Source organism: Streptomyces sp. CB09001 (assembly GCF_003369795.1).
Taxonomy (GTDB): domain Bacteria; phylum Actinomycetota; class Actinomycetes; order Streptomycetales; family Streptomycetaceae; genus Streptomyces.
This window is the reverse complement of sequence record NZ_CP026730.1, coordinates 6,784,714-6,807,100: the sequence shown is the minus strand read 5'-3', so window position 1 is coordinate 6,807,100 and position 22,387 is coordinate 6,784,714. Positions and strand designations below refer to the sequence as shown.

20 protein-coding genes, 1 tRNA gene and 1 pseudogene are annotated in these 22,387 nt (G+C 72.2%); 11 read left to right on the top strand and 11 right to left on the bottom strand.

What is annotated here, in order from left to right; genetic code table 11:
* Window positions 1-103: 103 nt before the first annotated feature.
* Both C4J65_RS36910 and C4J65_RS31385 read right to left on the bottom strand, forming a co-directional pair.
* Window positions 104-208, bottom strand: a pseudogene (locus C4J65_RS36910) (PIG-L family deacetylase); the annotation flags it as partial.
* A gap of 114 nt (window positions 209-322) precedes the next feature.
* Window positions 323-973, bottom strand: a complete 651-nt coding sequence (locus tag C4J65_RS31385) for a GntR family transcriptional regulator (RefSeq protein WP_115745465.1) — start codon at window positions 971-973, stop codon at window positions 323-325.
* 182 nt (window positions 974-1,155) lie between these two features.
* On the opposite strand from C4J65_RS31385, the gene C4J65_RS31380 reads away from it, so the two are divergent.
* Window positions 1,156-2,319 (top strand): Gfo/Idh/MocA family oxidoreductase, encoded by a 1,164-nt coding sequence (locus tag C4J65_RS31380; protein ID WP_115745464.1) that lies wholly within the window; start codon window positions 1,156-1,158, stop codon window positions 2,317-2,319.
* A gap of 12 nt (window positions 2,320-2,331) precedes the next feature.
* Here C4J65_RS31380 and C4J65_RS31375 read toward each other — a convergent pair whose 3' ends face one another.
* Window positions 2,332-3,378, bottom strand: coding sequence for a LacI family DNA-binding transcriptional regulator (locus tag C4J65_RS31375; protein ID WP_115745463.1), 1,047 nt, complete (start codon window positions 3,376-3,378; stop codon window positions 2,332-2,334).
* 130 nt (window positions 3,379-3,508) lie between these two features.
* Here C4J65_RS31375 and C4J65_RS31370 point away from each other — a divergent pair, with 130 nt between their 5' ends.
* Both C4J65_RS31370 and C4J65_RS31365 read left to right on the top strand, forming a co-directional pair.
* On the top strand, window positions 3,509-4,672 hold the full coding sequence (locus tag C4J65_RS31370) for a phytanoyl-CoA dioxygenase family protein (protein ID WP_115745462.1): 1,164 nt from the start codon (window positions 3,509-3,511) through the stop codon (window positions 4,670-4,672).
* A 71-nt stretch (window positions 4,673-4,743) separates the two neighbouring features.
* Window positions 4,744-5,748, top strand: a complete 1,005-nt coding sequence (locus C4J65_RS31365; RefSeq protein ID WP_162833438.1) for a Gfo/Idh/MocA family oxidoreductase — start codon at window positions 4,744-4,746, stop codon at window positions 5,746-5,748.
* A gap of 39 nt (window positions 5,749-5,787) precedes the next feature.
* On the opposite strand, the gene C4J65_RS31360 is transcribed toward C4J65_RS31365, so the two are convergent.
* The 5 genes from C4J65_RS31360 to C4J65_RS31340 all read right to left on the bottom strand — a co-directional run bounded on the left by C4J65_RS31360 (window position 5,788) and on the right by C4J65_RS31340 (window position 10,357).
* Window positions 5,788-6,201: a VOC family protein gene (locus tag C4J65_RS31360; protein WP_115745460.1), complete on the bottom strand. Its 414-nt coding sequence runs from the start codon at window positions 6,199-6,201 to the stop codon at window positions 5,788-5,790.
* Between the two features lie 114 nt (window positions 6,202-6,315).
* Window positions 6,316-7,218, bottom strand: coding sequence for a sugar phosphate isomerase/epimerase (locus tag C4J65_RS31355; protein ID WP_115745459.1), 903 nt, complete (start codon window positions 7,216-7,218; stop codon window positions 6,316-6,318).
* 2 nt (window positions 7,219-7,220) lie between these two features.
* Window positions 7,221-8,252, bottom strand: coding sequence for an ATP-binding cassette domain-containing protein (locus C4J65_RS31350; protein ID WP_115745458.1), 1,032 nt, complete (start codon window positions 8,250-8,252; stop codon window positions 7,221-7,223).
* Between the two features lie 6 nt (window positions 8,253-8,258).
* Complete coding sequence (locus C4J65_RS31345) at window positions 8,259-9,335, bottom strand: ABC transporter permease (RefSeq protein WP_162833437.1); 1,077 nt, start codon at window positions 9,333-9,335, stop codon at window positions 8,259-8,261.
* A complete protein-coding gene (locus tag C4J65_RS31340; RefSeq protein ID WP_115745456.1) occupies window positions 9,335-10,357 on the bottom strand; it encodes a sugar ABC transporter substrate-binding protein in 1,023 nt (340 codons plus the stop codon). The genes C4J65_RS31345 and C4J65_RS31340 overlap by 1 nt, the downstream gene beginning before the upstream one ends.
* Window positions 10,358-10,609: 252 nt before the next feature.
* On the opposite strand from C4J65_RS31340, the gene iolC reads away from it, so the two are divergent.
* The 5 genes from iolC (at window position 10,610) to C4J65_RS31315 (ending at window position 16,166) form a co-directional block, all read left to right on the top strand.
* A complete protein-coding gene (gene iolC / locus C4J65_RS31335; RefSeq protein ID WP_115745455.1) occupies window positions 10,610-11,572 on the top strand; it encodes a 5-dehydro-2-deoxygluconokinase in 963 nt (320 codons plus the stop codon).
* A 13-nt stretch (window positions 11,573-11,585) separates the two neighbouring features.
* Window positions 11,586-12,482: a deoxyribose-phosphate aldolase gene (locus C4J65_RS31330; RefSeq protein WP_115745454.1), complete on the top strand. Its 897-nt coding sequence runs from the start codon at window positions 11,586-11,588 to the stop codon at window positions 12,480-12,482.
* A gap of 70 nt (window positions 12,483-12,552) precedes the next feature.
* A complete protein-coding gene (gene iolB, locus C4J65_RS31325; RefSeq protein ID WP_115745453.1) occupies window positions 12,553-13,449 on the top strand; it encodes a 5-deoxy-glucuronate isomerase in 897 nt (298 codons plus the stop codon).
* Entirely contained in the window at window positions 13,446-15,320 is a 1,875-nt protein-coding gene (gene iolD, locus C4J65_RS31320; protein WP_115745452.1) for a 3D-(3,5/4)-trihydroxycyclohexane-1,2-dione acylhydrolase (decyclizing), read from the top strand. Before iolB ends, iolD begins: the two co-directional genes overlap by 4 nt.
* 60 nt (window positions 15,321-15,380) lie before the next feature.
* Entirely contained in the window at window positions 15,381-16,166 is a 786-nt protein-coding gene (locus C4J65_RS31315; protein WP_115745451.1) for a GntR family transcriptional regulator, read from the top strand.
* Window positions 16,167-16,259: 93 nt separating this feature from the next.
* Here the strand turns inward: C4J65_RS31315 and C4J65_RS31310 are convergent.
* Window positions 16,260-16,333, bottom strand: a tRNA-Pro gene (locus C4J65_RS31310).
* 100 nt (window positions 16,334-16,433) lie between these two features.
* On the opposite strand from C4J65_RS31310, the gene C4J65_RS31305 reads away from it, so the two are divergent.
* The 3 genes from C4J65_RS31305 (at window position 16,434) to C4J65_RS31295 (ending at window position 20,024) form a co-directional block, all read left to right on the top strand.
* Window positions 16,434-16,973, top strand: coding sequence for a DUF309 domain-containing protein (locus tag C4J65_RS31305; RefSeq protein WP_115745450.1), 540 nt, complete (start codon window positions 16,434-16,436; stop codon window positions 16,971-16,973).
* Between the two features lie 58 nt (window positions 16,974-17,031).
* Window positions 17,032-17,805, top strand: a complete 774-nt coding sequence (gene cobF, locus C4J65_RS31300; RefSeq protein ID WP_115745449.1) for a precorrin-6A synthase (deacetylating) — start codon at window positions 17,032-17,034, stop codon at window positions 17,803-17,805.
* Window positions 17,806-17,903: 98 nt separating this feature from the next.
* Entirely contained in the window at window positions 17,904-20,024 is a 2,121-nt protein-coding gene (locus C4J65_RS31295; protein WP_205351097.1) for an MDR family MFS transporter, read from the top strand.
* On the opposite strand, the gene C4J65_RS31290 is transcribed toward C4J65_RS31295, so the two are convergent.
* The gene (locus C4J65_RS31290) at window positions 19,951-20,724 is read right to left on the bottom strand and encodes a sulfite exporter TauE/SafE family protein (RefSeq protein ID WP_115745447.1); all 774 of its coding nucleotides are present in this window, start codon (window positions 20,722-20,724) and stop codon (window positions 19,951-19,953) included. The genes C4J65_RS31295 and C4J65_RS31290 overlap by 74 nt on opposite strands.
* Before the next feature lie 62 nt (window positions 20,725-20,786).
* Window positions 20,787-22,322 carry a long-chain fatty acid--CoA ligase gene (locus tag C4J65_RS31285; RefSeq protein ID WP_115745446.1) on the bottom strand — a complete coding sequence of 512 codons (1,536 nt, stop codon included), beginning with the start codon at window positions 22,320-22,322 and terminating at the stop codon, window positions 20,787-20,789.
* Window positions 22,323-22,387 lie beyond the last annotated feature (65 nt).

The window sequence follows — 22,387 nt, the reverse complement described above, 5'->3', positions numbered from 1 at the left end:
CGGGTGCTGCTGAGGAAGATCGCGGTGCCGGAGCCGGGACGCTGTCAGGCGACCGACGGAGTGCCGTGGGTGTGGAAGGACGCGATGGTCTCCAGCCCCCAGGCCTGGCGGACTCGCCGCGCTCGCCGTAGGGCAGGCACGCGATGGTGACCTTCTCCCCGCGCGAGGCGGCCGGTGCGATGGCGGCGGGCGCGTTGCCGTACGTCATGGGCGGCTTCTCCTCGGTGGACGGGGGGCGCCCGCCTCGGCGCCTGTCTCAGGTGCGTGGCTCGGCTGCCTGCCCCAGGTGGCGTGGCTCGGCTGCCTGCCCCGGGTGCGAGTGTCAGTCGCGCAGCGCCTCGATCACACTGGTGAGGTGGGCCCGGACGGCCGCCTCGGCGGCCTGGGGGTCCCTGGCCTCGATCGCCTCGATCATGGCCAGGTGCTCGTTCAGGGACTGCTGCGGACGCCCCGGGCGCAACGCCAGGTGGAAGCGGTGCCGGACCAGTTGGGCGTTGAGCCGCTCCAGCAGGTCGACGGCGGTCAGCTGGCCGGAGAACTCCCGGATCCGGGCGTGGAGTTCGTGGTTGAGGTCCGAGTAGGTCAGCGGTTCGCCTCCTGCCACGGCCTTGCGCATCGCCGAGCCCAGTTCCGTCAGCTGGGCGACCTGTCCGTCGTCGACGGCGGCGGCTGCCTTGGCCGCGCAGAGCCCTTCCAGGACCAGGCGGCACTCGGTGATGGCGACGGCCTCCTCCGCGGTCACCACCCGCACCCGCGAGCCGCGGTTGCGGATGCGCTCGACGAGCCCCTGGGACTCCAGGTCGATCAGCGCGGCCCGGACACTGGCCCGGGTCACGCCGAACCGCTCGGCGAGTTCGTTCTCCACCAGCCGCTGTGCGGGCGCCATGTCGCCGTGCAGGATCGCCTGCCGCAGCTGCCCGAGCGCAAGCTGTCTGGCCTGCTCCCCGGTGCCCGGACGGGCTTGGTTCGGCATGGTTGCCCTCCCTGGGCCAGTGCCCGTCGAACGTAGATCTGACCAAATGACACTGTCAGCAATTTTGTTCGCGATATTCGCTCCGGCGAGGCCAGGTTTGTCCTGTCAAAACGTTGACATGATGCCGAAGCCCGCCCAGGGTGGCCTGGACAGATCACGGACAGGTCCGAAAAGGGGCTCTCATGGTCCAGGCACTCGGTGTCGCCGTCGTCGGTTTCGGCTGGATGGGCCGGGTGCACACCCAGGCGTACGCCCGGGTCCGCCACCACTATCCGCACCTCGCGCTGCGCCCCGAACTGGTGGCGGTCGCCGAGGAGGTACCGGGACGGGCCGAGGAGGCCGCCGCACAGTTCGGGTTCGCCTCGACGACCCGGGACTGGCGCGAGGTGGCCGCGGACCCGCGCGTGCGGGCGGTGAGCATCACGGCACCCAACTTCCTGCATCGCGAGATCGCCGTCGCGATGGCCGGGGCGGGGAAGCACATCTGGGTGGAGAAGCCGGTCGGCCTGTCCGCCGACGACGCGCGGGCGGTGGCCGACGCGGTGGCCGAGGCAGGTGTGCAGGGCGCGGTCGGCTTCAACTACCGCAACGCACCGGCCGTGGAGGCCGCCCGTGACCTGATCGCCGCCGGGGAGATCGGCACCGTCACCCATGCCCGCATCCGGCTCTTCAGTGATTACGCGGCCCATCCGGAGGGCGCGCTGACCTGGCGCTACGAGAGGGAGCGCGGCGGCAGCGGGGTACTCGGCGACCTGGCCTCGCACGGCGCGGACCTGGCCCGGTTCCTGCTCGGCGACATCGCGTCGCTGACCGCCGACACGGCGGTCTTCCTGCCGCAGCGGGCCCGGCCGGCCGCCGCCACCGCCGGTCATGCGCGGGCCGCGGGCGGCGAGTTGGGCCCGGTCGAGAACGAGGACTACGTCAACTGCCTGTTGCGCTTCGCCTCCGGCGCCCGCGGAGTCCTGGAGGCCTGCCGGGTCTCGGTCGGCGAGCAGAACAACTACGGCTTCGAGGTGCACGGCACCACGGGCGCGGTGTTCTGGGACTTCCGCCGCATGAACGAACTGCGCGTCAGCCGCGGCACGGAGTACCAGGACCAGCCCGTGAGCACCGTGTACGTCGGTCCCGGGCACGGCGAGTTCGCCGCTTTCCAGCCGGGCGCCGCGAACGCCATGGGCTACGACGACCTGAAGGTGGTGGAGGCCCACCGCTTCCTGCGCTCGATCGCGGACGGCATCCCGTACGGTGCCACCCTGGCGGACGCCGTGTACAGCGCGGCCGTACTGGACGCGATGGCCCGGTCCGCGGAGCGCGGCACCTGGGTCAGCCCGGAGACGTCCGGGTGACGGCGCGGCACGTCACGCGGTCGCGGTGTCGAAGGGCGTGTCGGACGGCATGTTGTACGGCGTGACGACCTGGATCGCCGACGGCCGCGCCGGACCGGCCGGAGGCAGGGCCCCGTGGGCCCGCATCACGTGGCGGCAGGCCTCGCGCAGGTCCTGGCGCAGGTCGTGATGGAGCACGACGGACAGGCGCCGCTCGCGCAGCAGCCGGGTGTTGTCCTGGTCCAGGTCGTGGGCGACGAACACCTCGCAGGGGCGGCCCAGGTCCTCGAAGGCGCGCAGGGTCGCGATGTTGCCACCGCCCATCGAGTAGACCGCGCGGATCCGCGGATCGCGTTCGAGCGCGGCCCGCACCAAATCGTACTGGGTGGCGTCCAGGCCCTGCCCCTCGGCGATCTCGACGAGGGCCCGCCCTGGGTGCCGGGCCCGCATGACGCCGCGGAAGCCCATCTCGCGTTCCTCCTCGTTGCGGAAGAAGCCGCTGCTGAGGCTGGTAAGGATGTTGCCGGGGCGGTCGCCGAGCCACTCGCCCATGAGGTAGGCGGCGGTCGCGCCCGCGGCCCGGTCGTCGATGCCGACGTAGGCCACCCGGGGGCCGGCCGGCAGGTCCGTGGCCAGGGTGACGACGGGGATGCCCGCGGCGGTCAGCCGGCCGACGGCGGCGGTCACCTCGGGGACGTCCGGGGCCTTGAGGATCACCCCCTGGGAGCCGCGCCGCGCGATCCGGTCCAAGGCCGCGGTCAGCTCCCCGGCCGGGCCGGTCTCGCGGAAGTGGAACCGGCAGCGCACCACGGCCGGGTGCAGCGCGGGCAGTTCGGCCTCCAGCGCCGCGCGGACGGCGGTGGAGAAGCGTTCCGGCGCCTGCATCACGATGTCGCACATGAACGTGCGTCCGACCAGCCGGACCTGGGTGCGCTGGCGGTCCAGGTCGGCGATGGCCCGTTGAACCTCGTACGCGGTGCTCTCGCGCACGCCGCCGCGGCCGTTGAGCACCCGGTCGACGGTGGCCTCGCTCAGGCCGGCCTGCCGTGCGATCTCCCGGATCGGGAAGGGGTGCCCCATGACCGGCTCCTCGGCTTCGTCCGTGCGGCGGGCTCTGAGGGGTTTTTGATGGCCGCCTGCTGGTTGTTCGACGCGTTTGTCAGGACAAGAATGACAGCACCGCGTCGCCCCTGTCAGCGAAAGGACGACGATGCCCGCAGCGCCCGTCCCCGCCCACCGCTCCCGGCTGTCCGCAGGCGACTGCGATCTCGGCGCCTTCCGCGCGCTCGTCGAGCAGCCGACAGACCCGGCCGCGTACCCGCGGGCCGCCGCCGTGCAGCACAACGTCCCCGTGTACGAGGCCGGGCGGCTGCGCGACGACGCGGAGACGGCCGCCGAGCTCGTCCACGCCCTTGCCGACGGTCCCGGCATCGTCGTCCTCGAGGGCGCCTTCCCGGACCCGGCGGTGGTCGACCGAACCACCGCGGTGTTCGACGCGCTGATCGCCGAGCAGCACGCCTCGGGGGCCGCCGCCGGTGATCACTTCGCCGCGCCGGGGGCCAACGACCGGGTGTGGAACGCACTGGAGAAGGCGGCCCTGCGCGATCCCGGGGCGTTCGCCGACTACTACGCCAACGATGCCCTGGCCCTGGTCGCCCGCGCCTGGCTCGGCCCCGGCTACCAGGTCACCTCCCAGATCAACGTGGTCAACCCGGGCGGCGCCGCCCAGACCGTGCACCGCGACTACCACCTGGGCTTCCTGTCGGGCGAGGCCGCCGCCGCGTACCCGGCGCACGTGCACCGCCTGTCCCCGGTGCTCACCCTCCAGGGTGCGGTCGCGCACTGCGACATGCCCGTGGAGTCGGGGCCCACGATGTACCTGCCGCACTCCCAGAAGTACGAGCCCGGCTATCTGGCCTGGCGGCTGCCGGAGTTCCGGGCCTACTTCGAGGCGCACCACGTGCAGTTGCCGCTCGCCAAGGGCGACGCGGTGTTCTTCAACCCCGCGCTGTTCCACGCGGCGGGCGCCAACCGTTCCGCGGACATCCGCCGCATGGCCAACCTGCTGCAGATCTCCTCCGCGTTCGGCCGGGCCATGGAGACCGTGGACCGGGAGGCGGTGGTGGACGCCGTCTACCCGGTGCTGCTGAAGCGCCGGGCCGAGGGCGCGGGCGAGCGGTGGCTGGAGCACGTGGTCGCCGCGAGCGCGGAGGGGTACCCCTTCCCGACCAACCTGGACCGCGACCCGCCGGCCGACGGCCTGGCCCCGCCCTCCCAGGCGGACGTCGTACGGCGGGCGCTGCGCGAGCGGTGGACGCGGGAGGCCCTGCGCGCGCGCCTGCGGGCGGGCCGGACACGACGAGAGAGCCGGTGACCGGGGGCGTCCGGGGCGCGAGCCCCGGCACGGACACCCCGCACCGCCCCGAGCAAGGAGCAGCACAGCACATGCGTATCGGAATCCTCGGCCTCGGCCGCATCGGCGCCTTCCACGCCGAGACCCTCGCCGGACTCGACGCGGTCGACTCGCTCGTCGTCGCCGACCCGTTCGCGGACGCCGCGCAGGCCGCCGCCGAGCGGTTCGGTGCCGAGCCGGCGGACTCGGCCGAGGCGGTGCTGGCCGCCGGTGTGGACGGTGTGGTGGTCGCGGCGGCGACCGACGCCCACCCGGGTCTGATCCTGGCCGCCGTCGAGGCCGGTGTGCCCGTCTTCTGCGAGAAGCCGGTCGCCCGCACCATGACCGAGGGCGTCGAGGTGCTCAAGGCGATCGCGGGCCGGGACGTGCCGGTCCAGATCGGCTACAACCGCCGCTTCGACGCCGGGTTCGCCGCCGCACGGGCCGCCGTGCTCAGCGGTGAGCTGGGCACGCTGCACACCGTACGGTCGACCACGCTGGACCCGGCGCCGCCGCCCGCCTCGTACGTCCCCGCCTCCGGGGGCATCTTCCGGGACTGCTCGGTGCACGACTTCGACATCATCCGCTGGGTGACCGGGCGGGAGGTGAGCGAGGTGTACGCGGTCGGCGGCAACCGCGGTGCCGACTACATCAGGGAGGCGGGCGACGCGGACACCACCGGCGCGGTCCTCACCCTGGACGACGGCACCGTCGCGGTGGTCTCCAACAGCCGGCACAACGGCCGCGGTCACGACGTCCGCATGGAGATCCACGGGTTCGACGACTCGATCGCCGTCGGCCTGGAGGACAAGCTGCCGCTGCGTTCGGTCGAGCCGGGCGTGACCTTCCCGGCAGGTACTCCCCACGATTTCTTCATGGACCGCTTCGCGGCCGCCTACCGTGCCGAGCTGACCGCGTTCACCGAGGTCGTCGCCGGTGCCCGCACCTCGCCCTGCACGGTCGAGGACGCACTGGAGGCCGGCTGGATCGCCGAGGCGTGCACCCTGTCGCTGCACGAGCACCGGCCGGTGACGATCGCCGAGGTGCGGCGCGGCTGAGCGGGGTGTGGCGGGTGCACGGTCCGGCGGGCTGCCCGGTCAGCCCGCCGGCTCGCTGATGTTCACCATCCAGGGGACGCCGAACCGGTCCGTGCACATGCCGAAGACGTCGCCCCACATCTGCTTCTCCAGGGGCACCGAGACGGAACCGCCGGCGGACAGCTTCTCCCAGTAGCCGCGCAGCTCGCTCGCGTCGTCGCCGCTGAGACTCACCGCGAAGTTGGTGCCCGGCCTGTATTCCATGCCGGGCGGGGTGTCGGCGGCCATCAGGGTGAAGCCGCCCGGGGTTTCCAGCATGGCGTGCATGACCTTGTCGGCGTACGCGGGGTCCGGCATGCCGGACTCGCCGAAGGTGTTCAGCGCCAGGGCGCCGCCGAACACCTGCTCGTAGAACTCCATCGCCTGTCGGGCGTCGCCGTCGAAGCTGAGGTACGGGTTGAGACGCGAGGACATGGGTGCCTCCCGGAACGGGACGAGGTGTCAGTGCTCGCACGCTAGCGCGCGCCACTGACAACGGCCCGCCGAGCGGCGCACCGGCGGGACGCTCCCCCGCCGGCGCGGCCCGTCTCAGGCGCCGCAGGAACGCAGGAACTTCCGGGTGCGCACCGCGATGGGCAGCGGCTTGTCCGGCTCGCAGGGGTACATGTCCTGCTCGACGATGGCGAACAGGTCGACGCCGAGTTCCTGGGCCGCCGTGAGCACCGGGCCCAGCTCCGGCACGCCGCCCGGCGGCTCGCACATCACCCCGCGCTGCACGGCCGGGCCGAAGGGCACGCCGCCCTCGCGCACCCCGGCGAGGATGTCCGGGTCGACCTGCTTGAGGTGCAGGTAGCCGATGCGCTCGCCGTAGGTCTCGATCAGCTTGACGCTGTCGCCGCCGCAGTAGGCGTAGTGACCGGTGTCCAGGCAGAGGTTCACCAGGTCGGAGTCGGTGGCGTCGAGGAAGCGCTCGACGTGCTCCTCGGTGTCGATGTGGGTGTCGGCGTGCGGGTGGACGACGATGTCCAGGCCGTAGGTCTCCCGCACCTCGCGGCCCAGGCGTTCCATGCCCCGGGTGAGGTGGCCCCACTGCTCACCGGTCAGCTCCGGCGGCTCCAGGATCTCGGCGGTCTTGTCGTCGCGCCAGAAGGACGGGATGACGACGAGGTGTTTCGCGTCCATCGCCTTGGTGAGGGCGGCGACGCGGCCGACCTGTTCCCAGGTGGCGTCCCACTCGGAGGGGCCGCGGTGCAGTCCGCAGAAGATGGTGCCCGCGGAGACCTTGAGCCCGCGCCGGGTCACCTCGTCGGTGAGCCTGGCCGGGTCGGTGGGGAGGTAACCGTAGGGGCCCAGCTCGATCCAGTCGTAGCCGGCCTCGGTGACCTCGTCCAGGAACCGTTCCCACGGCACCTGCCGGGGGTCGTCGGGGAACCAGACACCCCAGGAGTCGGGGGCCGAGCCGACGCGGATGCGGTCGAGGGCAGAGGGCATGCTCAGGCCTTCCCTTCGGCGGTGCCGGATGCGGTGCTGTCGGAGGCGGCGGCGTCGGACTCCGCCGCGTCGGATGCGTCGGAGTCGGTCCTGTCGGCAGTATCGGGTGCGGAGTCCTTCGCCGCAGTACCGGGTGCGGCGGCCTTCGCCGCGGCGCCCGCGTCGTCGGGGAGCGACTCCACGTCGACGCCGCCGACCTGCGCCAGCTCGTGCTTGAGGGCGGCCAGTTCGGCGCCGCCCGCCATGTGGTTGGTGAGTGCTTCGAGGGTGATGTCGGCGCGGGCCGCGCTCAGTTCGAGGGTGCCCAGGCGCAGCACGCTGAAGTGGTCGCCGACCATGTAGGCGTGGTGGGGGTTGTGGGTGATGAAGATGACGCCGAGTCCGCGTTCGCGGGCGGCGGCGATGTACTTGAGGACCACGCCGGACTGCTTGACGCCGAGCGCGGCGGTGGGCTCGTCGAGGATGAGGACGCGGGCGCCGAAGTAGACGGCGCGGGCGATGGCGACGCACTGGCGCTGGCCGCCGGAGAGGGTGCCGATGGGCTGTTCGAGGTCGTCCAGGACGATGCCCATGTTGCGCAGTTCCTCGTCGGCGGTCCGCTTCATGCGGGCGATGTCGAGGCGGCGCACGGGCCACGGACCCTTGGTCATCTCGGAACCGAGGAAGAAGTTCCGCCACACGGGCATCAGCGGGATCGTGGCGAGGTCCTGGTAGACCGTGGCGATGCCGCGGGCGAGCGCGTCGCGCGGGGTGCCGAAGCGCACCGCGTCGCCGTCGACGAGGAACTCGCCCTCGGTGTGCTGGTGCAGCCCGGAGATGATCTTGATGAGGGTGGACTTGCCGGCACCGTTGTCACCGAGCACGCAGGTCACCTTGCCGGGGTGCACGACGAGGTCGACGCCGTGCAGGGCGCGGATGTTGCCGTAGGACTTGCCGGCGCGGCGCAGTTCGACGAGCGGGCGGTCCTGCTCGGGTGCGGGGTCGGCGAGGACGGCGCCGTGGGTGCCGGGGGCTGCGGGGGTCTTGCTGGTCATTTCCGATCACCTCCGGGTCGCGGCGCGGCGGACGTACAGGTTGATGAGGACGGCGCCGAGGAGCATCACGCCGAGGAAGGCCTTGAACCAGTCGGGGTTCCAGCCCGCGAAGACGATGCCCTGGTTCACCATGCCGAACATGAAGGCGCCGAAGACGGGGCCGATCGCGGAGCCGTAGCCGCCGGTGAGCAGACAGCCGCCGATGACCGCCGCGGCGATGTAGATCAGCTCCTGGCCGACGCCCTCTCCGGACTGCACGGTGTTGAAGGAGAACAGCTGGTGCATGCCGACGAACCAGGCGCCGAAGCCGACCAGCATGAACAGCGTGATCTTGGTGAAGGTGACCGGCACGCCGACCGCGCGGGCGGACTCCTGGCTGCCGCCGACGGCGAAGATCCAGTTGCCGTACTTGGTGCGCAGCAGTACCCAGGTGGCCAGGGCGGCGAAGACCAGCCACCACACCACCGTGATCTTCACCTCGACGCCGCCGACGTCGAAGGACGAGGCGAACAGGGACTTGGCCTGGTCGAAGCCGTCCATGTCGCTGATGTCGTCGGTGGCGACGTTCCCGGTGACGAGCTTGGTGACGGCGAGGTTGACGCCCTGGAGGACCAGGAAGGTGGCGAGGGTCACCAGGAAGCTCGGCAGGCCGGTCTTCACCAGCACCCAGCCGTTGAAGGCGCCGACGGCGAGCGAGGCGACGAGGGCGACGACGACGCCCATCCAGACGTTCACGGTCAGCTGGTAGCTGAGCATGCCCGCGGTGAGCGCCGAGGTGACCACGGCGACACCGGCGGACAGGTCGAACTCGCCGCCGATCATCAGCAGGGCGACGGGCAGCGCCATGATGCCGATGGTGGACGACTGGTACAGCACCGTCGCCATGGAGCCGCCGTCGCGGAGGGTGGGCGCGGCGATCAGGAAGAAGACGAACACGGCGACGGCGCCGAGGAAGACCCCGACCTCCGGCCGGGCGAGCAGCCGCAGCGCCACGGGGCGCTCACGGGTCCGTCCGTCGGTCTCCTTGGGGCCGGGGGCCGGCGGTGTGCTCACCGCCGGCTCAGCCTGTTGGGCCATGCTCATCACCGGGTGCCCTTCGAGGCGAACTCGGCGACGGCCTTGACGTTGGTCTTGTCGACGAAGGCCGGGCCGGTCAGCACCGGCTGCTCACCGCCGCCGCTGTAGTTGCCGTTGTTCTTGTAGAGCCACAGTCCGTCGACCGCGAGGTAGCCCTGGAGGTAGGGCTGCTGGTCGACGGCGAACTCGATGTCGCCCTTCTCGATGGCGCCGGTCAGTTCCTTGTTGAGGTCGAAGGTGGCGACCTTGGCCTTGCTGCCGGACTCGTCCACCGACTGCACGGCCGTCATGGCGAAGGGTGCGCCGAGCGTGACGAGGTGGTCGATGTCGCCGTCCTGCTTGAGCTTGGCGGTGATGGTCGACTTCACCGAGGGCATGTCGGTGCCGTTGACGTAGAGGGTTTCGATGGACCCCTCGAAGGTCTTCTTCACGCCCTCGCAGCGCTGGGTCAGGCCGACGTTGCCCTGCTCGTGGATGACGCAGACGGCGTTCTTCGCCCCGTCCTCGTTGAGCCGCTTGCCGAGCGCCTCGCCGGCCACGCTCTCGTCCTGGCCGAAGAACTCCATCAGGCCGAGCTTCTTCCAGTCCGCCAGACCGGAGTTGAGCCCGACCACGGGTATGCCGGCCTGCTCCGCCTTGTCGAGGACGCTCCGCAGGGCGTCCGGCTTGGCGAGGGTGACGGCGATGCCGTCGACCTTCTGGTCGATCGCGTTCTGCACCAGGTTGGCCTGGTTGCCCGCGTTCGGGTCGGCGGAGTAGACGAGCTTGACGTTGTCCTTGTCGGCGGCGGCCTGGGCGCCCTTGCGGACGATGTCCCAGAAGGTGTCGCCGGGGGCCTGGTGGGTGACCAGGGCGACCGTCATGCGGGGGGTGTTCGCCTTGCCCGCGGAGGCGCCCGAGTCGCCCTCCTCGTCGGCCTTCTTCCCGCCCGAGCCGCTGGAGCAGCCGGCGAGGGTCAGGGCCGCGGCGGCGGCGAGGGCCACGGCAGGGGCGAATCTGCGGGAGCGGGCGTGCGAAGAGCGGTCCATCTTTTCCTGCACCTCACTGTGCGACTGTGCGACGGGAGAGCCGTGTGCCTGACCCGAGTGCCAGACCCGAGAAGAATGGCTGTTGCTGCGCTGGGACCGGATACAAGTCCTTGGGACGCCCACTGTCAATACTTTGTCAAGACATCATTTCACTCACAGGTCCGAATGTAAGTACAAAGTATTGACAGCGTCGTCCAGGAGTCATACACCTGAGAGGCGGCAGGCCCCCGCCCAGCCAAAGGAGCGTCGCACATGGCCGAGTCAGTCCCGCGTTTCGATCTGATCACGATGGGCCGCATCGGTGTCGATCTCTATCCTCTGCAGACGGGCGTACCCCTGGCGGAGGTTGAGACCTTCGGCAAGTTTCTCGGCGGTTCGGCCTCCAACGTCGCGGTCGCGGCCGCCCGGCTCGGCCGCGCCACGGCCGTGATCACCCGCACGGGCGACGACCCCTTCGGCGGCTATCTGCACGGCGCGCTGAAGGAGTTCGGCGTCGACGACCGCTGGGTCACCCCGGTCGCGGCGTACCCGACGCCGGTGACGTTCTGCGAGATCTTCCCGCCGGACGACTTCCCGCTCTACTTCTACCGCCGCCCCAAGGCACCGGACCTGGAGATCCACCCGGAGGAGCTGGACCTCGACGCGATCCGCGCGGCCTCGATCTTCTGGATGACCGGCACCGGACTGAGCGAGGAACCGAGCCGCACGGCGACGCTGGCCGCCCTCGCCCACCGCGCGAAGTCCGGCACCACGGTCTTCGACCTGGACTGGCGCCCCATGTTCTGGGCCGACCCCGGCCAGGCCCGCCCGTACTACGCCGAGGCGCTCGGGCACGCGACCGTCGCGGTCGGCAACCTGGACGAGTGCGAGATCGCCACGGGCGTGCGCGAACCCCGCGCCTGCGCGGAGGCGCTGCTGGCGGCCGGCGTGGAACTGGCCGTCGTCAAGCAGGGCCCCAAGGGCGTACTCGCCGTGCACCGCGACGGCCGGTCGGCCGAGGTGCCGCCGGTCCCGGTCGAGGTGGTCAACGGACTGGGCGCGGGCGACGCGTTCGGCGGCTCCCTGTGCCACGGTCTGCTCTCCGGCTGGGAGCTGGAGCGGATCATGCGATACGCCAACGCGGCCGGCGCCCTCGTCGCCTCCCGCCTCGCCTGTTCCTCCGCGATGCCCACCGAGGCGGAGGTCGACGACCTCCTCGCGCGAGCCACTCCCTGAACGGAGCAACGCCTTGTCCCTCAGCATCTCCAGCATCCCGGACCTCACCGCGGTCCGCGCCCGGCACCCGGAGGCGATCGCCGAGGCCGCGGCCCGCCGGGTACGCCGTCCGCTGATCGGCGACTCCGGCCGCCTGATGATCGTGGCCGCCGACCACCCGGCGCGCGGCGCGCTCGGCGTCGGCGACCGCGGGCTCGCCATGGCCAACCGGGCCGACCTGCTGGAACGCCTGTGCACCGCGCTGTCCCGGCCCGGTGTGGACGGGGTGCTCGCCACCGCGGACGTGCTGGAGGACCTGCTGCTGCTCGGTGTGCTGGAGAACAAGGTCGTCATGGGCTCGATGAACCGCGGCGGACTCGCGGGCGCCGCCTTCGAGATGGACGACCGCTTCACCGGCCACCGCGCCGAGGACATCGCCCGACTGCGCTTCGACGCGGGCAAGCTGCTGCTGCGCATCGACTACGACGACCCCGGTTCGCTGGCCACGATGGAGGCGAGCGCCCGGGCGGTCGACGCCATGGCGGAGCGCCGACTGCCGTTGTTCGTGGAGCCGTTCATGTCCCGCCGGATCGACGGGCGGGTCCGCAACGACCTGTCGGCCGAGGCTGTGACCCGCTCCATCGCCATCGCGTCGGGTCTCGGCGGCACCTCGGCCTACACCTGGCTGAAACTGCCCGTCACCCGGAACCCGGACGACATGGCCGAGGTCCTGGAGACCTCCACGCTGCCCGCGGTCCTGCTCGGCGGCGACATAGGCGGCTCCCCGGCGGACCAGAGCGCGGCCTACGAACGCTGGCGCAAGGCCCTGCGGCTGCCCACCGTGCAGGGCATGGTGGTCGGCCGCTCGCTGCTCTACCCGGCCGGGGGCAGCGTGGAGGAGGCGGTGGACACGGCCGTCGGACTGCTGTGAACAGGCGGCTGCTCCAGCGGGGTCGCCGTGACCGGACTTGGGTGAGCGAGGAGAGGCGGAGGAGCGGACGATGACGTATCACCTTCCCGCGGGCAAGGCGGCGGCGGACGGCCGGTACGCCGTGGACGTGACGCCCGAGAGCGCGGGCTGGGGCTACTCCAGCCTGCGCGTGGTGAACCTGCCGCCCGGCGGCGGCCACACCTTCGACAGCGGTGACAGCGAGTGGATCGTCCTGCCGCTGAGCGGCGGCTGCACGGTCGCGGCCGCCGACGACTTCGGCCAGGACACCTTCGAACTGGCCGGCCGGGACGGCGTGTTCACCGGCGTCACCGACTTCGCGTACGTCCCGCGCGACGCCCGCACGACCCTGACCTCCACCGGCGGCGGCCGGTTCGCGCTGGCCGGCGCCCGCTGCACCCGCCGCCTGCCCGCCCGCTACGGCCCGGCGTCCTCGGTGCCGGTGGAGCTGCGCGGCACCGGGAACTGTTCGCGGCAGGTCAACAACTTCGGGGCGGCCGGGGTGTTCGAGTGCGACAGGCTGATCGCGGTCGAGGTGCTCACCCCGGGCGGCAACTGGTCCTCCTTCCCGCCCCACAAGCACGACGAGCACCGCCCCGGCGAGGAGTCGGTGCTGGAGGAGGTCTACTACTTCGAGTTCGCGGCCCACGACGGCACCCCGGGCCTCGGCTACCAGCGCGTCTCACCGTCCGGGCAGGGGCAGGGGACCGACGTCCTCGCCGAAGTGCGCGACGGGGACGTCGTGCTGATCCCCGACGGCTGGCACGGGCCGTCGATGGCGGTCCCCGGCCACCACATGTACTACCTCAACGTCATGGCGGGGCCGGAGGCCGAACGCGCCTGGCTGATCTGCGACCACCCCGACCACGCCTGGATCCGGGACACCTGGCCCGACCAGCCGGTCGACCCCCGACTCCCCCTCTACACCGCACCGGAGAGGTCCGCATGAGCGCCGCCGCCACCCGCCGACTGACCACCGCCCAGGCCCTGGTGCGTTTCCTGGCCGCGCAGTACACCGAACGCGACGGCGTGCGGCACCGCCTGATCGCCGGCACCTGGGGGATCTTCGGCCACGGCAACGTGGCCGGTCTCGGCCAGGCGCTGGTCGAGTACGCCGACGTCATGCCCTTCCACCAGGGCCGCAGCGAACAGGCCATGGTGCACGCGGCCGTGGGCCACGCCCGGCAGCTCAACCGCCTGTCCGCACAGGCGGTGACGACCTCCATCGGCCCCGGCGCCACCAACCTGGTCACCGGGGCCGCCCTCGCCACCGTCAACCGCCTGCCGGTCCTGCTCCTCCCCGGCGACTACTTCGCCTCGCACGCCGCCGACCCGCTCCTCCAGCAGCTGGAGCACCCGGTCGAGGCCGACGTGTCCGTCAACGACGCCCTCCGGCCCGTGTCCCGGTACTTCGACCGGATCACCCGCCCCGAGGCCCTGGTCGCCTCCGCGCTCCAGGCGATGCGGGTGCTCAGCGACCCGGCGGAGACCGGTGCGGTCACCCTCGCACTGCCCCAGGACGTGCAGGCGGAGGCGTACGACTGGCCCGAGGAGTTCTTCGCCGACCGCGTGTGGCGGGTGCGCCGTCCGGCTCCCGACCCGGCGGAGCTGGCCGAGGCCGTCCGGGCGATCCGGGCCGCCGACCGCCCGCTGGTCGTCGCGGGCGGCGGTGTGCACCACAGCGAGGCGGAACAGGCCCTCAAGGCGCTCGTGGACGCCACCGGCATCCCGGTCGCCTCCACCCAGGCCGGCAAGGGCGCGCTGCGCCACGACCACCCGGCGGACCTCGGCGGCATCGGCCACACCGGGACCGCGGTGAGTGACGCGCTCGCCCGCACCGCGGACCTGGTGATCGGCGTCGGCACCCGCTACACGGACTTCACCACCGCCTCCGGCACCCTCTTCCAGCACCCCGACGTCCGCTTCCTGAACCTCAACATCACCGCCTTCGACGCCCACAAGCTCGCCGCCGACACCCTGGTGTGCGACGCGCGGTCGGGGCTCGCGGCCCTGACGGAGGCGCTGTCCGGGCACCGGGTGGACGCGGCGTACGAGACGGAGTACCGCGCCGGGAAGGGCCGTTGGGACGAGGCGGTCGAGGCGGCGTTCCGCGCCGACGACGACGGCGCGGTGCCGACCCAGACCCAGGTGCTGGGCGCACTGGACGGCGTCGTCGGCGACGAGGACGTGGTGATCAACGCGGCCGGCTCGCTCCCCGGCGACCTGCACAAGCTCTGGCGGGCCCGCTCCCCGCGCCAGTACCACCTGGAGTACGGCTACTCCTGCATGGGCTACGAGATCCCGGCCGCCCTCGGCGTCCAGCAGGCCGCGCCCGACACCCCCGTGTGGGCCCTGGTCGGCGACGGCACGTATCTGATGAACCCGACGGAGATCGTCACCGCGGTGCAGGAGGATTTGCCGGTGAAGCTGGTCCTGGTCCAGAACCACGGCTACGCGTCCATCGGCGGCCTGTCCGAGTCGGTCGGCGCCGAGCGCTTCGGCACCGACTACCGCCACCGTGTCGCCGACGGCTCCTTCACCGGCGCCCCGCTCCCCGTCGACCTCGCCGCCAACGCGGCCAGCCTCGGCATGGACGTCCTGCGCGCCAAGACGGTGCGGGAGCTGCGCGAGGCACTGGCGACGGCCCGTGCGGCGACCCGCCCGACCTGCGTGTACGTCGAGACGGCGCCCCCGTCGGCCGCCCCGCCCGCGGAGGCCTGGTGGGACGTGCCGGTGGCCGAGGTGTCGGCCCGCGAGGCGGCCACCGGAGCGCGTGCGGCCTACGAGCGCGCCGTAGCCGACCGCCGCCGCCACCTCTGACGCCCCCGGCCTGCCCGGCTCCCCCGACAGCCCGTCCCCCTACGCAAGGGAGGTACGTCCATGGCGAAGACCGGCGACCCCGCACGTGCCGTGACCGCCCCCGCGACCGGAACCCTGGACTTCGCCCTGGACCGGAGCAGTCCGGTGCCGCTCTACTACCAGCTGGCCCGGCAGTTGGAGGCGGCGATCGAGCACGGCGTCCTCGCTCCGGGGAACCTGCTGGGCAACGAGGTCGACCTCTCCGTCCGCCTCGGCCTGTCCCGGCCGACCGTCCGGCAGGCCATCCAGTCGCTGGTCGACAAGGGACTGCTGGTCCGGCGGCGCGGGGTCGGCACCCAGGTGGTGCACAGCCAGGTCAAACGCCCGCTGGAACTGAGCAGTCTCTACGACGACCTGGAGGCGGCCGGACAGGGCCCCGGGACCCGGGTGATGCGCAACGAGGACGTTCCGGCCACCGCCGAGGTCGCGGCGGCCCTCGGCGTCGCGGAGGGCACCGAGGTGACCGTCCTGGAACGGCTGCGCCTCACCCACGGCCAGCCGGTGGCGATGCTGTGCAACCACCTTCCGGCGGGCCTGCTGGAACTCGACGACGCCCGGCTGGAGTCGACCGGCCTGTACCGGATGATGCGCGCCCGCGGCATCACCCTGCACAGCGCCCGCCAGACCGTCGGCGCCCGCATCGCCTCGCGCGAGGAGGCCGAACTCCTCGGCGAGCAGGAGGGCGCCGCGCTGCTCACCATGCAGCGCACGGCGTACGACGACACAGGACGGCCGGTCGAGTACGGAACGCACGTCTACCGCGCGTCCCGGTACGCGTTCGACTTCCAGCTCCTGGTCAGGAACTGACCGGGGGCGCCACACCCCCACCGGCGGCCGGGAACGACGAAGGGCTGATTCCGGACATCTCCGAAATCAGCCCTCGGCTGCGACCGTCTCCGGTCGGGACGACAGGATTTGAACCTGCGACCCCTTGACCCCCAGTCAAGTGCGCTACCAAGCTGCGCCACGTCCCGGTGCCGTCACACGCGGTGTACCGCGCGATCACGCGAACAGCACTTTACCCCACGGACCGGGCCGCGCCTAAGCGGGCACGGGCGAGGGACAATCGGTGCCATGGACAGCCCTGCCGACAGCACCGTGGACAGCACCGCCTCCGACCGTCCGGCGGACGAACGGGACCGCGACGACGAGGGCCGGGCGCGCAACGCCCGGCCGCGGGACGGGCTCGGACGCCCGCTGCCGTACGGCGCGGACGGCGTGCCCCGGCAGCCCGAGGGCGTCGTACGGGCTCCGGACGCGACGGTCGCCGAGGCGCAGCGGCTGCTGGACGAAGGGAAGCCGTTCCACGCGCACGAGGTGTTCGAGGACGCCTGGAAGTCGGGGCCCGAGGAGGAGCGGGGCCTGTGGCGGGGGATGGCCCAGCTGGCCGTCGGGCTCACGCACGCGGCGCGCGGGAACGTCACCGGCGGGGCCAGGCTGCTGCGGCGCGGGGCGGGCGCCGTCACCGAGTGGGCGGCGTCGGGGGACGGGCGGGAGCGGCCGTACGGGATGGATCTCGGCGCGGTCGCCGGGTGGGCCCGGCAGCTGGCGGGCGACGTGGAAGGCGGCGCGAGCGTGGACGCGGCGGCGCGGGCGCCCCGGCTGCGGAGCTGAATCCCGCCGGGAGCGGCCCGGCCGGGGTGGTGTCGGTGGCGTACGGCAGACTCGTGGCGTGCGGACAATTCATGTGATCGGTATCGGTGCGGGCGACCCCGAGCAGCTGACGCTCCAGGCGGTCGGGGCGCTGCGCGCCACGGACGTGTTCTTCGTCCTGGACAAGGGCGAGGCGAAGGCCGACCTGGTGCGGCTGCGCCGGGACATGCTGGAGACGCACGTACCGGAGGGGACGTACCGGGTCGTCGAGGCGCGCGACCCCGAGCGGGACCGGAGCGCGGGCGGCGCGGCGTACTCCCCCGCCGTCGGGGACTGGCGCAGTGCCCGGGCCGGCATCTACGAGCGGCTGATCGCCGAGGAGCTGGGCGAGGACGAGACCGGCGCCTTCCTGGTCTGGGGCGACCCCGCGCTCTACGACAGCACGCTGGGCATCCTGGAGGAGATCCTGGAGCGCGGCCCGGTGGTGTTCGAGTACGACGTGGTGCCCGGCATCAGCAGCGTCTCCTCGCTGGTCGCCCGGCACCGGACCGGGCTGAACCGGGTGGCCCGCCCGGTTCAGATCACCACGGGGCGCCGGCTCGCCGAGGGCTTCCCCGAGGACGCGGACGACGTCGTCGTGATGCTGGACGCCCACCAGGCCTTCCGGCAGTATGCGGACCAGGACATCGACATCTACTGGGGCGCCTATCTGGGCACCCCGGACGAGATACTCGACTCGGGCCCGATCGCCGAGGCCGCGCCCCGCATCGAGCGGCTGCGCGCCGAGGCGCGGGAGCGCAAGGGCTGGATCATGGACACCTACCTGCTGCGGCGCAATCCCGGCGAGCGCTGACCGGACCGGGCTCCGACCGGCTCTGACGGGGCGCTCGGGCGCACCCGGGCGGCCCGTCCCCGCATGCGTGGCCCGTGCACCGGTGTGATCGTGACCGTGTGACAGTCGCCGAGGAGTCGCCGCGGACCGCAGCCGCCCAGCCGCCCGTGCTGGACCGGCGGCGCCGCAACGTCGTCTTCGTGACGATCATGCTCGGCATGCTGCTCGCGGCCCTGGACCAGACGATCGTGGGCACCGCGCTGCCCACGATCGTGTCGGACCTGGGCGGCGCCGAACACATGTCGTGGGTGGTGACCTCGTACCTGCTCGCGGAGACCGTGGCGACGGTGCTGGTCGGCAAGTTCGGCGACCTGTTCGGCCGCAAGGTGGTCTTCCAGGTGTCCGCGGTCGTGTTCATCACCGGCTCGTTCCTGTGCGGGCTGGCGACGAACATGCCGCTGCTGATCCTCTGGCGGGCGGTGCAGGGCATCGGCGCGGGCGGCCTGATGGTGACGGCGATGGCGCTGATCGCGGACGTCATCCCGCTGCGGGAGCGGGGCAAGTACCAGGGCGCGATCGGCGCGGTGTTCGGCGTCGCGACGGTCATCGGGCCGCTGCTGGGCGGCCTGTTCACCGACCACCTTTCCTGGCGCTGGGCCTTCTACGTCAACGTGCCCATCGCGGTCGTCGTCGTGATCGCCGCCGCCCGCACCATCCCGGTGGTGAAGTCGGCCGCCCGTCCCGTCATCGACTACCTGGGCATCGCGCTGGTCGCGGTCGGCGCGAGCGCGCTGATCCTGGCGACGAGTTGGGGCGGCAACGAGTACGGGTGGGGCTCGGCGGTGATCATCGGCCTGTTCGCGGGCGGGCTGATCGCGCTCGGTCTGTTCTGCTGGGTGGAGACCCGGGCGGCCGAACCGATGCTGCCGATGCGGCTGTTCTCCAACCCGGTGTTCACGGTCTGCTCGATCCTCAGCTTCATCGTGGGCTTCGCGATGCTGGGGGCGCTGACGTATCTGCCCACGTACCTGCAGTACGTGGACGGGGATTCGGCCACCGTCTCCGGGGTGCGGACGCTGCCGATGGTGGCGGGGCTGCTGATCGCCTCGGTGTTCAGCGGCAACGTGGTCAGCAAGACGGGGCGGTACCGGCTGTTCCCCATCGCGGGCACGCTGGTGATGGGCGTCGGCCTGTACCTGATGTCGCTGATGGGTCCGGACACGGGCGCGGGCCTCGAGTCGCTGTACATGTTCGTGCTGGGCACCGGCATCGGGCTTGCCATGCAGGTGCTGACCATCGCCGTGCAGAACACGGTCGAGTACTCCGACCTCGGCACCGCGACCTCCGGCGTCACCTTCTTCCGCACGCTGGGCAGTTCCTTCGGCACCGCGGTGTTCGGCACGATCTACGCCAACGCCCTCGGCCCCAACCTGCGCGACGGAGTCGCGGCGGCGGCCCGCACCGGGGCCGCCGACCCGTCGGTGATCGCCCGGGCGTCGACCAGTCCGGAGGGCGTGCACCGGCTGCCGCCCCCGGCGTCGGCACCGATCGTCGGCGCGTACGCGGACACCATCCAGACCGTGTTCCTGTGGACCGTGCCGGTCGCGGCCCTGGGCTTCCTGGTCGCGCTCTTCCTCAAACAGGTCCAGCTGCGCGACAGCGCCCGCGCGGGCTCCACGGACATGGGCGAGGGCTTCGCCTCACCGCACGACGCCAGCAGCAGGCGGACGCTGGAGGCCTCCGTCGGGAAGATCATCGGCGGTACGGAACTGGACACCGCGCGCCGGATCGTCGCGGACAGCGACACCCGGCTGGATGTCGCCGGTGCCTGGGCGGTGATGCAGGTCGACCTGTTCACGCGACTGGTCGGGCACGCCAGCCTCGGCCTGATCGCCGCCCGCCGACGGCTGCCGCCCGAGGTGCTGCTGCCGGTCTTCGACCGGATGGTGGAGGAGGGTTTCCTCACCCGGCACGGCTCCCTGCTCTCCCACACCGAGGCGGGCGCCCGCGAGGCGCTGGTGATCGGCCGGGCGTGGGCGACCTGGCTGGAGGACCGGGTGGAGCAGGACATCGGCCGCCCCACGGACACGGAGCTGCGCGCCGCCGTCGACGCCATCGCCAAGCGCCTGCTGGTGGAGGACCTCGGCAGCGGTCTCCCGCAGCGCGTCAGGCGAGCAGGAGCTGAAGACCGCCCACGATCGTCGCCGCGATCACCAGACGCTCGAACAGGCGCTGGTTGATCCGGTTCACGGCCCACTTGCCGAGGAACGCGCCGGGCACCACGAACACCACCAGCGCGGCGTCGAGCAGCAGCGAGTGCCCGTCGATCAGGCCGAGGCCCGCGCTGAAGGGCAGCTTGGAGACGTTGACGATCAGGAAGAAGAACGCCGACGTGCCCAGGAAGCCGAGTTTGCGGAAGCCCGCGGAGAGCAGGTACATCGACATCACCGGGCCGCCCGCGTTGGCGACCATCGTGGTGAACCCGCCCAGGACGCCGTACGAACGGGCCTTCACGCGTCCGGTGCGCGAGGTGACCTCGTCCGGCCGCTCGGCGGCGTCGGCCCGGCGCCGTCGCCACACCGTCACTCCGGCCATGAAGAGCAGGATCACGCCGATCGACGTGCGCACGACCGCATCGTCGGCCCACACCAGGAACAGGGTGCCGACGACCACGCCCACGCCGACCGCCGGGAACAGCCGCCACAGGGTGGGCCAGTGCGCGTGGCGCCGGTAGGTGAGGACGGCCAGGACGTCCCCGGCGATCAGCACCGGCAGCAGGATGCCGGTGGAGGCGCGGGCGGGCAGGACGGCCGCGAAGATCGCGAGGCTGACCGTGTTGGCCCCGCTCACCGCGGTCTTGGAGAAGCCGACGAGCAGGGCCGCGAAGGCGAGGGCGGCGAATTCCCAGCCGGTGAGGTGCCAGAGCGTCATGGTGTCCATTGCGGGGACCGATGCTATGCGCACCCCACGGGTGCCGTAAGCACCGTCTCGCCCATTGATCCTTAGCGTGATCCCTGGTGGTCGGTGTACGTCGCCCTCAGCTCGCGCTTCAGCACCTTCATGCTCGGCCCGAGCGGCAGCTCGTCCGCGAACTCCACCCGGCGCGGGTACTTGTGCCGCCCGAGGTGCCGCTTGGACCACTCGGTGACCTCGGCGGCGTCCGGCGTGGCGTCGGGCGTCGTGCCGGGGGCGCGCACGACCACGGCGCAGACCTCCTCGCCGTGGAGTTCGTCCGGGAGTCCGATGACGGCGACCTGGGCGATGCCGGGGTGGCGCATCAGCACCTCCTCGACCTCCCGCGGATAGACGTTGTAGCCGCCGCGGATGATGACGTCCTTCTTCCGGTCGACGATCGTCAGGAACCCTTCCTCGTCCTTGGTGCCCAGATCGCCGGTGCGGAACCAGCCGTCGACGAGCGCCTGAGCGGTGGCCTCGGGGCGGCCCAGGTAGCCGGAGAAGACGTTGTGGCCGCGGACGACGACCTCGCCCAGCTCGCCGGCCGGCAGCAGTTCCACCACCTCCTCGGTCTCGGCGCGGGCGATCTCCACGTCGACGCCCCACAGCGGGTGACCGATGGTGCCGGGCCTGGCGCCGAACACCGGTTGGTTCACGGCGGCCGCCGGAGAGGTCTCCGACAGCCCGTAGCCCTCGTAGATCTTCGCCCCGAAGGCCTCCTCGAACCGTTCGAGGACGGCCACCGGCAGCGAGGCGCCGCCGGAGATGCACACCCGCAGCTCCGGCAGTGCCTCGGCCCCGGGCGCCGCGGCGGCGAGGGCGACGAACATGGTCGGCACCCCGTGGAAGGTGTTGACGCCCTCCTTCACCATCAGCTCGATCGCGCGCGCCGCGTCGAAGCGGGGCAGCAGGACGAGGGTCGCGCCCGCCCTCCAGGTGGAGTTGAGGGAGACGGTCTGGCCGAAGGCGTGGAAGAGGGGCAGCGCGCCGAGCGCCACGTCGTCGGGCCGGATGTCGTTGGCGTCGAAGGCGTTGACCGTCGCGTTCATCACCAGGTTGAAGTGGCTGAGCACGGCGCCCTTGGGGACGCCGGTCGTGCCGCTGGTGTAGAAGACGACGGCCGGGTCGTCGGCGTCGCGGGTGACGTACGAGGGCAGGGGCTCGGCGTCAGCGGCGAGCCGGTCGAGCTCCTCGCCGAGCGTGATCATCCGTACGCCGGTCTCCCGTGCGGCGGCGGCGCCGGTCTCCGCCTGCGCCGGATGGCACAGGAGCAGGGTGGCACCGCTGTCGCGCAGGACGTGCTCGACCTCGGCGGGCGACAGCAGCAGGTGCACCGGCACCACGACGGCCCCGGCCGCGGCGACGGCGTAGTACGCGACCGGGAAGTCGGCGGTGTTCGGCGCCATCAGCGCCACCCGGTCCCCGGGCCGGACGTCCAGGCCGACGAGGGCACCGGCCTGGGCGCGGGCCCGGCGCCACACCTCGGCGAAGGTCAGCCGCAGGTCGCCCTCGACCAGCGCCTCCTTGTCGGGACGGCGCCGGGCGTTCTCGGCGAGGATTGCGGCGACGGAGAGGGTTGCCATGGGGTGTTGCTCCGTTTCCTTGCTGCGGCTCTGCAGAGGGGTGGCTGTGCGGCTGGGGGCTCTAC

Excerpts from the sequence above, each read along its gene's own strand:
- C4J65_RS31385 (WP_115745465.1), bottom strand. The coding sequence starts at position 973 with ATGCCGAACCAAGCCCGTCCGGGCACCGGGGAGCAGGCCAGACAGCTT.
- C4J65_RS31380 (WP_115745464.1), top strand. The coding sequence starts at position 1,156 with ATGGTCCAGGCACTCGGTGTCGCCGTCGTCGGTTTCGGCTGGATGGGC.
- C4J65_RS31375 (WP_115745463.1), bottom strand. The coding sequence starts at position 3,378 with ATGGGGCACCCCTTCCCGATCCGGGAGATCGCACGGCAGGCCGGCCTG.
- C4J65_RS31370 (WP_115745462.1), top strand. The coding sequence starts at position 3,509 with ATGCCCGCAGCGCCCGTCCCCGCCCACCGCTCCCGGCTGTCCGCAGGC.
- C4J65_RS31365 (WP_162833438.1), top strand. The coding sequence starts at position 4,744 with ATGCGTATCGGAATCCTCGGCCTCGGCCGCATCGGCGCCTTCCACGCC.
- C4J65_RS31360 (WP_115745460.1), bottom strand. The coding sequence starts at position 6,201 with ATGTCCTCGCGTCTCAACCCGTACCTCAGCTTCGACGGCGACGCCCGA.
- C4J65_RS31355 (WP_115745459.1), bottom strand. The coding sequence starts at position 7,218 with ATGCCCTCTGCCCTCGACCGCATCCGCGTCGGCTCGGCCCCCGACTCC.
- C4J65_RS31350 (WP_115745458.1), bottom strand. The coding sequence starts at position 8,252 with ATGACCAGCAAGACCCCCGCAGCCCCCGGCACCCACGGCGCCGTCCTC.
- C4J65_RS31345 (WP_162833437.1), bottom strand. The coding sequence starts at position 9,335 with ATGAGCATGGCCCAACAGGCTGAGCCGGCGGTGAGCACACCGCCGGCC.
- C4J65_RS31340 (WP_115745456.1), bottom strand. The coding sequence starts at position 10,357 with ATGGACCGCTCTTCGCACGCCCGCTCCCGCAGATTCGCCCCTGCCGTG.
- iolC (WP_115745455.1), top strand. The coding sequence starts at position 10,610 with ATGGCCGAGTCAGTCCCGCGTTTCGATCTGATCACGATGGGCCGCATC.
- iolB (WP_115745453.1), top strand. The coding sequence starts at position 12,553 with ATGACGTATCACCTTCCCGCGGGCAAGGCGGCGGCGGACGGCCGGTAC.
- iolD (WP_115745452.1), top strand. The coding sequence starts at position 13,446 with ATGAGCGCCGCCGCCACCCGCCGACTGACCACCGCCCAGGCCCTGGTG.
- C4J65_RS31315 (WP_115745451.1), top strand. The coding sequence starts at position 15,381 with ATGGCGAAGACCGGCGACCCCGCACGTGCCGTGACCGCCCCCGCGACC.
- C4J65_RS31305 (WP_115745450.1), top strand. The coding sequence starts at position 16,434 with ATGGACAGCCCTGCCGACAGCACCGTGGACAGCACCGCCTCCGACCGT.
- C4J65_RS31290 (WP_115745447.1), bottom strand. The coding sequence starts at position 20,724 with ATGGACACCATGACGCTCTGGCACCTCACCGGCTGGGAATTCGCCGCC.
- C4J65_RS31285 (WP_115745446.1), bottom strand. The coding sequence starts at position 22,322 with ATGGCAACCCTCTCCGTCGCCGCAATCCTCGCCGAGAACGCCCGGCGC.